The sequence below is a fragment of the Streptomyces sp. NBC_01334 genome, from assembly GCF_035983595.1.
Taxonomy (GTDB): domain Bacteria; phylum Actinomycetota; class Actinomycetes; order Streptomycetales; family Streptomycetaceae; genus Streptomyces; species Streptomyces coriariae.
This window is the reverse complement of sequence record NZ_CP130718.1, coordinates 236,550-249,323: the sequence shown is the minus strand read 5'-3', so window position 1 is coordinate 249,323 and position 12,774 is coordinate 236,550. Positions and strand designations below refer to the sequence as shown.

The 12,774-nt window shown below is 67.8% G+C and carries 14 protein-coding genes and 2 pseudogenes; 11 read left to right on the top strand and 5 right to left on the bottom strand.

The genetic code is table 11. From position 1 onward, the window contains the following. Positions 1–84 precede the first annotated feature (84 nt). The gene (locus OG736_RS47185; RefSeq protein WP_442817149.1) at positions 85–900 is read left to right on the top strand and encodes an SDR family oxidoreductase; all 816 of its coding nucleotides are present in this window, start codon (positions 85–87) and stop codon (positions 898–900) included. Positions 901–1,755: 855 nt separating this feature from the next. Beyond that, positions 1,756–3,792, top strand: coding sequence for an MMPL family transporter (locus tag OG736_RS01155; protein ID WP_327180672.1), 2,037 nt, complete (start codon positions 1,756–1,758; stop codon positions 3,790–3,792). A gap of 125 nt (positions 3,793–3,917) precedes the next feature. Here the strand turns inward: OG736_RS01155 and OG736_RS01150 are convergent, their stop codons facing one another. Both OG736_RS01150 and OG736_RS01145 read right to left on the bottom strand, forming a co-directional pair. Further along, the gene (locus tag OG736_RS01150; RefSeq protein ID WP_327180671.1) at positions 3,918–5,186 is read right to left on the bottom strand and encodes an MFS transporter; all 1,269 of its coding nucleotides are present in this window, start codon (positions 5,184–5,186) and stop codon (positions 3,918–3,920) included. After that, complete coding sequence (locus OG736_RS01145) at positions 5,183–5,398, bottom strand: hypothetical protein (protein ID WP_327180670.1); 216 nt, start codon at positions 5,396–5,398, stop codon at positions 5,183–5,185. Before OG736_RS01145 ends, OG736_RS01150 begins: the two co-directional genes overlap by 4 nt. Positions 5,399–5,906: 508 nt before the next feature. Here OG736_RS01145 and OG736_RS01140 point away from each other — a divergent pair. From OG736_RS01140 to OG736_RS01125, 4 genes are all read left to right on the top strand, one after another. After that, positions 5,907–6,110: a cold-shock protein gene (locus tag OG736_RS01140; protein ID WP_003973099.1), complete on the top strand. Its 204-nt coding sequence runs from the start codon at positions 5,907–5,909 to the stop codon at positions 6,108–6,110. Between the two features lie 342 nt (positions 6,111–6,452). Then, positions 6,453–7,928, top strand: coding sequence for a DEAD/DEAH box helicase (locus OG736_RS01135; RefSeq protein ID WP_327180669.1), 1,476 nt, complete (start codon positions 6,453–6,455; stop codon positions 7,926–7,928). A 46-nt stretch (positions 7,929–7,974) separates the two neighbouring features. Continuing rightward, a complete protein-coding gene (locus OG736_RS01130; protein ID WP_327180668.1) occupies positions 7,975–8,379 on the top strand; it encodes a CBS domain-containing protein in 405 nt (134 codons plus the stop codon). Positions 8,380–8,432: 53 nt separating this feature from the next. Continuing rightward, the gene (locus OG736_RS01125) at positions 8,433–8,741 is read left to right on the top strand and encodes an SCO5918 family protein (RefSeq protein ID WP_327180667.1); all 309 of its coding nucleotides are present in this window, start codon (positions 8,433–8,435) and stop codon (positions 8,739–8,741) included. Between the two features lie 101 nt (positions 8,742–8,842). Here OG736_RS01125 and OG736_RS01120 read toward each other — a convergent pair. Then, a pseudogene (locus OG736_RS01120) lies at positions 8,843–9,048 on the bottom strand (hypothetical protein); the annotation flags it as partial. A 14-nt stretch (positions 9,049–9,062) separates the two neighbouring features. Between OG736_RS01120 and OG736_RS01115 the strand changes: the two are divergent. Together OG736_RS01115 and OG736_RS01110 are read left to right on the top strand one after the other, a co-directional pair. After that, positions 9,063–9,397, top strand: a pseudogene (locus OG736_RS01115) (MerR family transcriptional regulator). Positions 9,398–9,641: 244 nt separating this feature from the next. Further along, positions 9,642–9,845, top strand: coding sequence for a cold-shock protein (locus OG736_RS01110; RefSeq protein WP_030052720.1), 204 nt, complete (start codon positions 9,642–9,644; stop codon positions 9,843–9,845). 205 nt (positions 9,846–10,050) lie between these two features. Here OG736_RS01110 and OG736_RS01105 read toward each other — a convergent pair whose 3' ends face one another. Then, positions 10,051–10,230 (bottom strand): hypothetical protein, encoded by a 180-nt coding sequence (locus OG736_RS01105; protein ID WP_327180665.1) that lies wholly within the window; start codon positions 10,228–10,230, stop codon positions 10,051–10,053. Between the two features lie 366 nt (positions 10,231–10,596). Between OG736_RS01105 and OG736_RS01100 the strand changes: the two genes are divergently transcribed. Together OG736_RS01100 and OG736_RS01095 are read left to right on the top strand one after the other, a co-directional pair. Further along, a complete protein-coding gene (locus OG736_RS01100) occupies positions 10,597–10,911 on the top strand; it encodes a hypothetical protein (RefSeq protein WP_327180664.1) in 315 nt (104 codons plus the stop codon). 48 nt (positions 10,912–10,959) lie between these two features. After that, on the top strand, positions 10,960–11,088 hold the full coding sequence (locus OG736_RS01095) for a hypothetical protein (protein WP_327180663.1): 129 nt from the start codon (positions 10,960–10,962) through the stop codon (positions 11,086–11,088). Between the two features lie 211 nt (positions 11,089–11,299). On the opposite strand, the gene OG736_RS01090 is transcribed toward OG736_RS01095, so the two are convergent. Next, on the bottom strand, positions 11,300–11,695 hold the full coding sequence (locus tag OG736_RS01090) for a winged helix-turn-helix transcriptional regulator (protein ID WP_327180662.1): 396 nt from the start codon (positions 11,693–11,695) through the stop codon (positions 11,300–11,302). Positions 11,696–11,852: 157 nt separating this feature from the next. Between OG736_RS01090 and OG736_RS01085 the strand changes: the two genes are divergently transcribed. Then, positions 11,853–12,584 carry an alpha/beta fold hydrolase gene (locus OG736_RS01085; RefSeq protein ID WP_327180661.1) on the top strand — a complete coding sequence of 244 codons (732 nt, stop codon included), beginning with the start codon at positions 11,853–11,855 and terminating at the stop codon, positions 12,582–12,584. Positions 12,585–12,774: the final 190 nt, after the last annotated feature.

The following is a 12,774-nucleotide window of genomic DNA, read 5'->3' as shown; positions in this document are numbered from 1 at the left end:
CGCGATCATGTCTACATCACGAGGGAAGTCTTGGGCATCTGCCACGTTGTCACAGGGGCCACCGACGCCATCGGATCAACCCTCGTGCTGCAATTCGCCGCCGACACCGATGACGAAATGATCTGCTTGGTAGAGCCCGGCGAGAACCCCCGAGAACGCCTGCACGCCGCCCTGCAGCGCACCGCCTTCGACTGTCTCCTGCCCACCCAGACCCTCGTCGCCGCGCAACGTCGCACCCGTGTACTGCCCTACGATCGCGCAGGCCGCCGGCCCGCAACCCTCACCGCCTTCCCCCGCGACACCCAGTTCTCGTTCTGGCACGCAGGGACGGCCCAGCCGTCATACACATCACCCACGGCTGATGTGGCCATCGCGGAAGGCGCGATCAGACTTGCACGCCATATTGGCGCCGCCGTGTTCAACCACTTCAGCACCATCCACGTTGCCGGCAGGCAGCAAGGACCGATCCGAGAGGAACCAATCCGGCACCCCAGTCCGCGCAACGCTTACGAAGCGGGTCGGATCGCCACCGAGCATTTCCTGGCGGAACTCACCGACCTCCCCGTCCGGACGTTGCGGGCCGGAACGGTCGTCGGCCACAGCATCACGCGCCGATACCCAGGACGTGCCCACGGTCCCTTCCTCGCCCAGCGAATCATTTCCCGACACCTGCACAGACACCCGGCTACCACGCCCAAAATCCTCGCCCACGGCACGGGCCTGGCGCACCTCGTTCCGGTGGACCACGTAGCCCGAGATGCTGTCCAGCTCCATCAGGCGAGCGCCCCGCCAAGGACCTACCACCTGACCAACGCGACGCCGCTCGCATCGCTCGCCGTGCTGGAGGCTCTGGTCGCGAACAGCGGAGCCGGCCGACCCGAGATCGCCCCCCCACCCTGAGGCCTTGACCACGCCCGACCGCAGACTGCACCGCATCCTCGCCCCGTACACGCCCTACATCGACAATCATCAGTATTTCGACCGAAGCAACACCGACTTGGCCCTTTGCCGCGACCGCCCCACAGGCTGGACGGCCGACCCTCACACACTTCGGCAGTTGTTTCGTCCCTTCGTCGATCATTCGCATCGCAACAGGCGGTAGTAGGCGGCGGGGCGGCCTGGCTGGGTGCCGGATCCGGCTTGGGACGAAGCCCAGACTCGCCACCTTCCCGGGTCGTCCGCTCACGACCACCATCCGCGCGCCTTCGCCTACCGGTTGACGGACGCCGCCAGCCTGAGGCACGGCCGTCTGGCCGCATCGGCTGATAGGGAAGCACCGGGTCTACGCCGACCAGGTGTCGCCCGGCAGATGAGCCTCGACGGCGCCCGTGGAGCCCGGCTCGTGGCCGAAGCGGCAGGCCATCGACCGTGGCCGCGACAAAGTCGGCCACGGCGTCATCGGCCAGCCCACGGCTTCCGTCGCGCTTCGTGAGCCGCCCCGCTCCCTTTCCTGCTGCCGTGTGGATCGCTCTCTCTCAATTCGACACGACGGCAACCGCACGTGGCTGAGTGGAGTCGAACTCCTCCAGGCGGCATCTCTTGCTAGGACCACAGCCTGCGCAGACGGCATGGAAGACAACGTCTCCCGTCGGATGACGTCGCTGAGAACGAACTCTGATGACGCAGCTACTTCTAAAGGACTTTGACGTTTGCCTAGTGTCCGGTTGCGTGAAGTCCCGAGGGGTTGATGTACCAGTGGCGTCTGTATCCGTACTCAGGGCCCGACTGACGCTGGCATGTGCGGCGGTAGTTGTGGTGCTTGCCGCCCTGCTGATTCCGGTCTCTGTCGCTGCGTTCGCCAGGGATGGCACGCTGATCGAAGACACCCAGGCGTTCCGGGCCAGGCACGCAGCGGAGCGCCTCGGAGTCCCGCCTGCTGATCTGGCCTTGACCGTCACCGGTGCAGAGAAGACCGGGCATGCGGTGACGCGGGCTGCTCGGGTGGTGTCCGGAGCGTTGGCGCGCCAGGCGGGTGTGCGCGCGGTGTGGTCGGGGGGCACGGATGACCAACCGTGGCTGCGTTCCGCAGACGGTTCCGCTGTGCTGGTTCTGGCCAGGCTTGAGGGAGCCGACAAAGAACAGGAGCGGACAGCTGACCTGCTGCTGGAACGAGCGCGAGCCGCGGTGCCTGCGTTCACCGTCCAGGCCAGCGGGCCGGCATGGTCGAACGAGCGTATCGACCGCCGTATCGAGCACGACTTGCTGCGTGCTGAACTGCTGGCGGCGCCCGTCGTGTTCGTTCTCCTCCTGATCACCTACGGCTCGTTCGTCAGCGCCTTGATGCCGGTGGTGGTGGCAGGTGTCGCGGTCGGCTGCGCTGTTCCGCTGCTAGGGGCACTGACCCACGTCACCCACATGTCGTCCTTCGCGGTGAATGCGGCTCTGGCCATCGGGTTCGGTCTGGCCGTCGACTACACGCTCTTTCTTCTCGCACGGTATCGAGAGGAACTCGCCGGCGGCCTTTCCCGCTCCCAGGCGTTGGACAAGGCCGTGCGCACCAGCGGCCGCTCGGTGGCCTTTTCCGCTTCAGCCGTCACCGTGTGCCTTGCTGCGGTGGCTCTGGTGCCCGTTCCGTTGGTGCGGGCTCTGGCTCTGGCAGGAGTTGCCGTCGCGGTTCTGTCGGCTGGTGCTGCGCTGCTGCTGACTCCCGCCTGCCTGGTGCTGCTGGGGCCGTTGTGCGAGCGCGGTGATCCCTTGCGCCGATGGCGGCGCGTCAGGCTCGGCCAGGGCAGCCCCTTCTGGCGCCGTACCGCGCAGGTGGTCACGCGGCGATGGGCGCTGGCCGGGGGTGTGGCGACGGTGTCGCTGGCGCTGCTTGCATGGCCTTTCGCCCACGCGCGGCTGAGCGTCATGGACTACCGCATCATGCCCGCTTCTTCTCAAGTCGCCTCGGTCAGTGAACACGTCCGAGCCGAGTTCCGCGGCGCGCCGGAGCAAGTAGTCACCGTGGTGGTGTCCGGCCCCGCCCTCGCACAGCAACTCGGCGCCTATGAGCAGTCTCTGGCGCGCGTCGCCGACGCGGGCGAGGTCCAGGTGGGGGCCTCTTCCAGGGCCGGCACTGTCTTCCTGGTCGCCACCCACGTGCGGGCCGACAGCCGTGAAGCCGCCGCTCTGGTGAAGGCTGTGCGGGCGCTTCCCGCACCGGGTCCGGTGTTGGTCGGCGGAAGAGCCGCTGAGGTCGGGGACACTGTTGCTGCCGCGCAGCGGGCGCTGCCCTGGTCGGTGGCGTTGTTGAGTGCGGGCCTTGCTCTGCTGCTGGCCTTCTACACCCGCAGCGTGGTGGCGCCCGTGAAGGCACTCGCCGTTGCCGTGGTCAGTCTCGGTGCCAGTCTGGGGGCCGTCGTCTTCGTGTTCCAGGACGGTATGGCTCGCGATCTGCTGGGCGGATTCACGGTCACCGGGTCACTCGACATCTCGCTGCTGCTGTTCACACTCGCCATCGCACTGTCGTTGTCGGTGGACTACGAGGTGTTCCTCCTGGGCCGGATCCGTGAAGAGTACGAGCGGCATGCGGACAACGGAGCCGCGGTGGTGGAGGGCATCGCCCGTACCGGGCGGCTGATGACCTCTGCCGCTCTTGCTGTGGCCGTCTCCACGTCGGCCATGGCGACTTCCTCCGTTTCCGTCATCAAGATGATCGGAGCAGGCGTTGCCCTGGCCGCCCTCGTCGACGCGGTTGTCGTTCGAGGTGTGCTGGTGCCGGCCGTGATGGCGGCTCTGGGCCCCGCCAACTGGTGGCTGCCCTCGAGGAGGCAGCGGCGTTCCGCCCTCTCCACATCGGAAGCTGTGTGACCAGCGCCCATGGAACAGACTTCGGCGAGCACAGGGGCCGGGCGCCGCAAGTGACGGCGGCCACTCTTCCGCGAAGTTGGCTTTGCCTCTGGAGCGGCCTTCGGCGCGCTGCGCAGTTGACGAACTCAGGATGCCTTTTGGCCGGCGGGCTTCTCGATCTCGGTGGTCACCCGTGATCCTCGGAAGAGCACCGGGAGCCACAGGAGACATGCCAGCAGGGGGACCGCGGCGTAGGTGGCCGTGCCCACACCGGAGCCCAGCCCGTCCATGAGCGCGCCGAGGACGAGATAGCCGATGCCGATGAGCGCCGACTCCACGAATGCGATCATCGACAGCAGGCTCGCCCGGTGGCGCGACGGCACCGCCTCGTTGAACACGTTGTCCACGATCACGGCGGTGATCTCGGGAATCCCGACCAGGACCAGGAACGCGGCGATGGTGACCCAGACAAGGCCGAGGCCGCTCAGGCCGAGCGCCACGGCGAGCGTCAGGAGAGACACCGGGACGATGCCCCGATACCCGATGCGCCGGTCCGCGCGGTCCGACAGCAGCGGAGTGAGCCCGCCGGCGAAGAATCCCGCCGATATGACCACGCTGACCAATGCGGTGCCCGCTCCCTGATCGGAGAGGGTCTTCTGCGTAAAGATGATGTACGGCGTCAAAGTCGCATGCATCAATCCGGACACCACGACAAGCGTCACGAGCGCCGGCGTGGCGACCCGAAGCATCGCCCGCCATGCTGTGGCGTCGCCGTGCTCCTCGGCTCCGTCCTGCTCGTCCACCGCGTCCGCGCCGCGGATCTCGGGCACCCCAGACATCAGCACCACCACGGCCAGGACGAGGCACGCCGCCGAACCGACGTAGACGACTCCCCAGGAGATCTGCTGCAGTTGGCCGCCGAGGACGATGGCGGCTCCCGAGGTGACCGTCCCGAGCATGGTGAACCGGGACTTGATCTTGACGTAGTCGGCCGTTGCACCACGACGCACGAGCAGGTCGTACAGCAGGGCGGTGTCCGAGCCGGACACACATGCCATGCCCACGCCCTGCCCGATGAACAGCGCCAGGAACACCCAGTAGTTGGAGAACGTCCCCTGGCCGAGCAGACATCCAGCTGTCAGCAGCTGGCCGATCACGATGCTGGCACGCCTGCCGATTCGGTCGGCGATGACTCCCGTCGGCAACTCCGCAAGTCCGCTGACCAGGTAGAGCAGTGTCTGCAGTAGGGCCACTTGCCCGGCGGAGAAGCCTCGCTGCTGAAGGAAGAGGACGAATACGCCGCGCTGGAACAGCGTGTTGGCGAGCACCGCGTATACGTAGAACGGGCGCGTGACACTTCGTGCTGCATTGTCGACTGCAGCCGACCCGCTCCGGGCCTCCGTGGTGCCGGTCACGCTGCGGGCTCCCTGGTGACTCCGGTGATCATTAGTGGTGGGCCTCCGCCGCCGACCGGAACCTCCAGTCCGTACTTCGCGCAGGATATTGGGCCGGCCATCCGCTCGTCGAGGACGAACCGGGCATCGCCGAGGCGCGCTTCGACCGCCTTGCCCAGCTGGTCCTTGGGGATCTCAAGGAGATTCTCGACCCGTCCGCCCGGAAACTCCACGGCGGTCTCAAGCCCTCGCTCTCAACTGCCACTGGAAGTGATCTTCAGTGGGAAAACCTCACTGGCCCAACACGTCACCGCCGACCACGCAGGAGCTCGCCGGCGCGGAGCCGGTCGCTCGCGTTCGGCAGCGTCTCCTCGGAGACCCCGCTTCCCGCACGGTCTCGGCGACCTGGTCCATGAGGGGGCCTGCCCGCCCTTCCCGAAATACTGCACGCCGAGTGAATCAATATCTGTTCCCGTGAGGTGAGAGTTTGACGGACCGTGTAGTGAGAGTTTTTGCCGCGATAAACTGAGTCGCATTATGTAACGTGCGCAGGCCGTTCCGGCGTGCTACTGTCGATCTCAGTTGCAGTTGTGGTTCCCAAAACTTCAAGTGCCCCCACTCGGCTTCTGCCGGTGGGAGCGCTTTTGTATTTCCGGTCATTTTCCGGGCGGGGTAATCATCGCGGCGACACGGCGTTCGCGCAGTGCGGATTCCGATGTACTGCCCCAAAGGAGATATGACATGGCTGCTGGTACCGTGAAGTGGTTCAACGCAGAAAAGGGCTTCGGCTTCATCGAGCAGGACGGTGGCGGCGCTGACGTGTTCGCCCACTACTCGAACATTGCCGCGCAGGGCTTCCGCGAGCTGCTCGAAGGCCAGAAGGTGAACTTCGACATCGCCCAGGGCCAGAAGGGCCCGACGGCCGAGAACATCGTTCCGGCCTGACGCTGACGCGCATCTTGTAGCTGGGGCCCGCATCCTTCGGGGTGCGGGCCCCAGCTGCACGCATCTCCCGCAGCGGTTTCACCCGCGGGGCGACGCGAGGAATCCCGGTCGCGCGACGCGCGGTTCCTCCGTCAGGGGTAGGCGCATCCCGAAGAGCTGCGCCGCAATCGACGCCCGGATCTCAAGGTCCCCATCGCGTCACACGCTTCAAGGATCTGCGACCCCGGAGATTTCCGCCGGTCGGGTCTGCCCTATTTCGCCATCGGTCCATACTTGTAATTCTCCATGCCGCTCACCGCTGCGGGAATTCCTTGATATGTGCCACATCGAGGAAGGTTCCGCATGAACCGCACGCTTACGACCGACCGCTCCGCCCGCTCCCGTAATAGCAGTGCCGACGCCGGAAAGGGCGCCAGCCGCTTCGGCTCGCAGGCACCGCGCCGTTCCGGCGGTTACGGCCGTCGGCCCGCCGCAGTGCAGGGCGAGTTCGCGCTGCCCAGGACGGTCACCCCCGCGCTGCCCGCCGTCGAGGCGTTCGCCGATCTCGACATGCCCGAGCAGCTGCTGGCCGAACTCGGCAAGCAGGGGGTGACCGCGCCGTTCCCGATCCAGGGAGCGACGCTGCCGAACTCCCTGGCGGGACGTGACGTCCTGGGCCGCGGGCGCACCGGTTCCGGCAAGACCCTCGCCTTCGGCCTCGCCCTGCTCGCCCGCACCGCTGGACAGCGTGCTGAGCCCCGCCAGCCGCTGGGATTGATCCTCGTACCGACGCGTGAGCTGGCGCAGCAGGTGACCGACGCGCTGACGCCGTACGCCCGTTCCGTCAAGCTGCGGCTGGCCACCGTGGTGGGCGGGATGTCGATCGGCCGACAGGCCGGCGCGCTGCGCGGCGGGGCCGAGGTCGTCGTCGCGACGCCCGGACGGCTCAAGGACCTCATCGACCGTGGCGACTGCCGGCTGAGCCACGTGGGCATCACGGTGTTGGACGAGGCCGACCAGATGGCTGACATGGGTTTCATGCCGCAGGTCACCGCGCTGCTCGACCAGGTGCGCCCCGAGGGGCAGCGGATGCTGTTCTCCGCCACCCTGGACCGTAACGTCGACCTGCTGGTGCGCCGCTATCTGACCGACCCCGTCGTGCACTCCGTAGACCCGTCGGCCGGCGCGGTCACGACGATGGAGCACCACGTCCTGCACGTCCACGGCGCCGACAAGCACGCCGCCACGACCGAGATCGCCGCCCGCGACGGCCGCGTGATCATGTTCCTGGACACCAAGCACGCCGTCGACCGGCTGACCCAGGACCTGCTCAACAGCGGGGTACGAGCCGCCGCGCTGCACGGCGGCAAGTCGCAGCCGCAGCGCACCCGCACACTGGCGCAGTTCAAGACGGGGCACGTCACCGTGCTGGTGGCGACCAATGTCGCGGCGCGCGGCATCCACGTGGACAACCTCGACCTGGTCGTCAACGTCGATCCGCCGACCGACCACAAGGACTACCTCCACCGCGGCGGCCGTACCGCCCGCGCCGGGGAGTCCGGCAGCGTCGTCACCCTCGTCACACCGAACCAGCGACGTGGCATGGTCCGGCTCATGTCGGACGCCGGGATCCGGCCGCAGACCACCCAGATCCGCTCGGGTGACGAGGCCCTGAGTCGGATCACCGGTGCCCAGGCCCCGTCCGGCATCCCGGTCGTCATCACCGCACCGGTGGTCGAGCGCCCCAAGCGCAGCTCCACCTCGCGCGGCCGGCGCCGCCCCGCTTCGGCGAGCCGGCGCGCTCCCGTACGCCAGTCCGTCTTCGGCACGGCGGCCTAGAACCCTCGTGATCAGGAAGCTCGCCCATCTCTGCAGGAGGCATCTTTTGACGTTGGTTCAGACGCAGCCCTTGCCGGCGGACGTCAACCTCGTACACAGGACGGTGGCGGAGGTCATGGACGCGGCCGGACCGCAGGTCTGTGACGACATGAGCGTCGAGGTGGCGCTGGCCGTCATGGCCGCCGCCCACACGGGCCGACTGGTCGTCTGCGACCTGGACGGCCAGTGCACGGGCCTGGTCACCCAGACCGAACTCGCCGCCGTCCGCGACAGCTCGGACTACACGGACCGTGTCCGCCTGCGCGACATCCTCGGCGACCACGGTTCGTTCACCTCACCCGTGACCACGATGGCCGAAGCCGAGCACGCGATGCGCACCCGTCGGCTCGGTGTCCTGCCGGTGGTCGACGAGCAAGGCAGCGCCCTGGGCATCCTCGCCCTCTCCCGCTGAAACGCCTCACCCCTGGTCGGACCGTTCTCCCCTTCTTCTCCCTGTGAGGCCACATGCGCTGCGTCATCGCCCGCTTCCCCTTCGAGCTCACCAAGGGCGGCGTGCTGGAATCGATGAAGGGCATCAAGCCCGAATCGGTCACCGGCGAATCCGTGACCATCGGCCGTCGTCACTATCCCGTCAAACAGGTCGGCCAGGTCATCACCCGCCAGGACCGCCGTGACTTCAGCGCCGCCGAAGTCCTCCGGGCCATGACGCAGCTCGGCTTCACCTGCCGCGCCCTTCCCAAGGCCGCGCCTACGGGCATCCTGGGCTCGCTGCAGCACGCCTCCGCGATGCTCGGCGCCCCCGTGACGGCCTGACCGGGTAAGCAGGCGCGAGCCGACGCCTGACCAGCAGTGTGGGCCCGACCGTTACGCCGGTCGGGCCCACACTGCGTACAGCCGGTTCCCGTCGCTGTCACTCAGCGGTCGGAATACCTGAAGTTACCCACGGTCCAGGCGCTGACGTCCTCGATCGCAACCCGGTACATCCGGCCCGTCTCCGGATCCCCACCGTGCCCTGCAGGATCCGGGCGATATGGAAGTACAGGTGCGTGGGCGGCCCGTCCTCCTTCGCAGGGGCGTCGAAGACGGCGGCGAACTCGCCCGAGCGAGCGGAATCCGTCAGCGCAGAGAGGTGCAATGACGGCGGACGACACGTTCGGCCGTCCCGGCGACGACCATCCCGCCTACACCATGGGCCGGACCGCCGAGATGCTCGGCACCACGCACGGCTTCCTCCGCGCCATCGGCGAAGCACGCCTCATCACCCCGCTCCGCTCAGCAGGCGGCCACCGCCGCTACTCCCGCTATCAGTTGCGGATGGCCGCTCGCGCCCGGGAACTCGTCGACCACGGCACCCCATCGAGGCCGCCTGCCGCGTCATCATCCTCGAAGACCAACTCGAGGAAGCCCAGCGCATCAACGCCGAATACCGCCGCGCCACCGCCTCGGCGACCCCAACGGCAGCAGCATGAGGTGGGCGTGCCCGTCAGCGTCGGCGGGCACCGCACGCACGGTCTCGGTGCGCGGCGTGATCGTTTCCTCTGGTGACACGGTGTGTGGGCGTGTAGCGTCTGCGTCAGCTGTCGTGGTTCGGAATTCCCTCTTGCCCGCGCCTCTGGTGTGGGTGTTTTGCTGTGCTGTGCCGCAGGGACCAGGGCGATCACCTCCGCCTGCCACATGAAGTGGGAGGCGTTCATCGACTGGAAGGCATAAGACATGGCAACGGGAACTGTGAAGTGGTTCAACGCGGAGAAGGGCTTTGGCTTCATCGCCCAGGACGGCGGCGGCCCGGATGTCTTCGCGCACTACTCCGCGATCAACTCGACCGGCTTTCGTGAGCTGCAGGAGGGCCAGGCCGTGACGTTCGACGTCACCCAGGGCCAGAAGGGTCCGCAGGCCGAGAACATCAACCTGGCCTGACCTCGCAGACCTGGCTGAGGAGCGCCCACCGCGGCCGGTGGCCGCTGCCCGTGCAGGCTCTGCCGCCCACCCGGACGAAGGCACCTGCTCTCGTGCCGGGCGGGCACAGGATCAGGGTCCGCGCAGCAATCGCTGCGCGGACCCTGATCTGTTGAGGATCGGGACCGGTGGGACTTTGGCCCGGAACTTCCTCACCTCGGTCGCTTCAAGCGTCATCGGGCATGGGAGCCGCATGTCCTGCGGGGCCGCCGTGCAGCTTGGTGAGCTCGAGATCTCGAAGCCAGAGTTCTCCGACGACCTGTGTCTTGAGGTCGGGCGGATGGTCGGACTCGGCGAGGGCTTGTCCGATCACCTCTTCGGTCGCGACGCGCTGCGGCGGGGTCATCTCATTGACGGCCGAGAGGACCTGCCGGGCCAGGGCGGTCCCTCTCCTGCCAGCGAACGCAGCACCAGAGCCTTGATGTTGACGGGCAGCAGGTACGCGGTGCCCGAAGACCTCCACAGCTGTCCGCTGTCCAGATCGCCGTCACCGCGGCCGCTGCATACGGCCCGGGGGCTTGGCCGACTGGTGGGAGTCGACGCAGATCGTGAATCCCCCCACCATCCCTCAGACGATCGGTATCGCCTGGTGCGCGTGGCACGAGGTGTACTCCAACACGGCTCGCCCCGTTCGGGGTACCAGCGGCGCCCGCCTCTTCGCCTGCTGCTCCTGCCGTCAGGCGTACGACCTCGTCCCCCTCGCCGGCCAGTCATGGACTCCGACTTCGTCGACGCGGCCGAGATGCTGCCCGTACCCAAGGCGGCCGGGCCGGCTTCCGTGCGGATCGACGGGAAGCGCTGCGTGTGGTGCGGCGGCGCGGCCTCGATGGATCTGGGACCGCGGCTGAGCGTCATCGACCGGGTGCTGAAACGGTGGGAGCCGCGCGGCTGCCGCTCGTGCGCGAAGCGTGAGGCCCGACGCGTGCACGACATCCACATCACGACGTGCGCCCGCTGCATCCATCGGGACCACTGCCCGGAGAGCAACGCCCTGTACGCGCTCGCGCTGCTCCGCCAGACCCGCTGAGCCTGCGCCTGTTTCCAGAGGTTCGTCGGCGCCGGTCTCGGCGTCCAGATGGTGCGCGGCCTGTTCGATCTGCCCGTCGACCACGACCGCCTCACTTACCGGCCCGGCATGTTCCTGGCCAGCGCCGCGGAGACCCTGCACGTGGGCGACCCGGCGGCCCCGCTCCTGGTGGAGTAGTCGTGAACGAACTCGCCCTCCTCCTCGCCCCGGCGGGCGGCCGTCTGGCCGTGGACTGCCACACCGGCCGTCGTAGGACCGCCCAGCAGGAAACCGAGACCCGGCCCCTTCCCCGCACGCCGCTCTCCAGCAGACCCCGACCGTTCAGCGATGACCAGGGGAGGCGTATCGAGCCGTACCTGCCGATGGGCGAGAACAGCCGGGGCGAGGGTCAGGCGGGCGAGGTGTCGGGGCGGGCGTCGTACGCGGCGCGGGCGGCGTCGATGTGCGTCAAGTGCGTGATGCTCCACTCCAACAGGGGTGCGGTGGCTTCGCGGAGGGTCCTGCCCATCGGAGTGAGTTCGTAACTGACGTGCGGGGGCATGACGTTGCGGACGGTTCGTGTGAGGATCCCATCGCGTTCCAGGCCGCGCAGGGTGACGGTGAGCATACGCTGGCTGATCCCGTCGACGGCCCGCTTGAGTTCGGTGAAGCGGCGCGGCCCCTGGCTGAGGTTGCGCACGATCAGCAGCGACCACTTGTCGCCGACGATGCCGAGCACTTCACGGGCCTGGCACGGGTCCTCCGGACGTGGCGGCCGCGACTCGCCGCCCACTGTGCCGCTCATGGTTACCTCCAGAGAACCGGGGCACCGAAATGTGCCCTATTGATCGGAGTGCGGCAGGTGCAGCACGATGATCTCGGTTCCCGAAGAGTACCGAGGCACAGACAGGAACCGTATTGCTCCCGAGCCTCCATGTTCCGAAGAGGAAGAAATTCCCTTTATGTCAACTTTTCTGCTGGTGCACGGTGCCTGGCACAGCGGCCAGTGCTGGGAGCGGGTGGTCCCGCTGCTCGAATCGGCCGGACACCGCGTGTTCGCGCCCTCACTGACCGGCTACGGCGACAAGGCACACCTGCTCGGTCCCGAGGTGGGGCTCGACACGCACGTCGCAGACGTCGTCAAGCTGATCCACGAGGAGAACCTGACCGAGGTGGTGCTCGTGGGGCACAGCTACGCGGGGCTGGTCGTCTCGTCCGTGGCCAACGAGGTACCGGAACGAATCGCGCACCTGGTGTACCTCGACGCGATGGTCCCGGAGCACGGCGAGACCGCCGTCGACGTGCAGCCCATGACCCAGAACCTGATCGACCTGGCCGCCAGGTCCGACAACGGCTGGCGCATCCCGCCGCTGCCTGAGATGCCTGCGCCCCTCGGCCTGTTCGGAGTCACCGACCCGGCGGATGTCGCATGGCTGCGTGCGACGCTCTCCGACCAGCCAGTGCGCTGCCTACGGCAACCGGTCCGGCTGGACAACCCTGCCGTGGACTCCATTCCGCGCACGCACATCCACTGCGTCGGCGCAGAGCCGGAAGGCATCGTGCGGCGGCCCGTCCCCGCGATCCAGCCCAACGGCTCTCCGGCACGGATACGGGAACTGCCGACCGGGCACGACTGCATGATCACCATGCCGACAGACCTGAGCGAACTGCTGCTTGAATCCACCCATCGGTAGCGTCCGGGCCGTAACTGCGGCAGCGACGCGGGCCGGTACGGCTCCTCCGACCAGAACTGTCAGCGACAGGATGGCCCGCCCGACAGGCCCTACCCCGCTGGCGGTTAGTCCGGTTCTCCGAACCTCGGCACTCGCATCGGATGCACATTGTCCCGAATCCGCAGGAAGCGCACGGGGTGGCCGGTAGCGG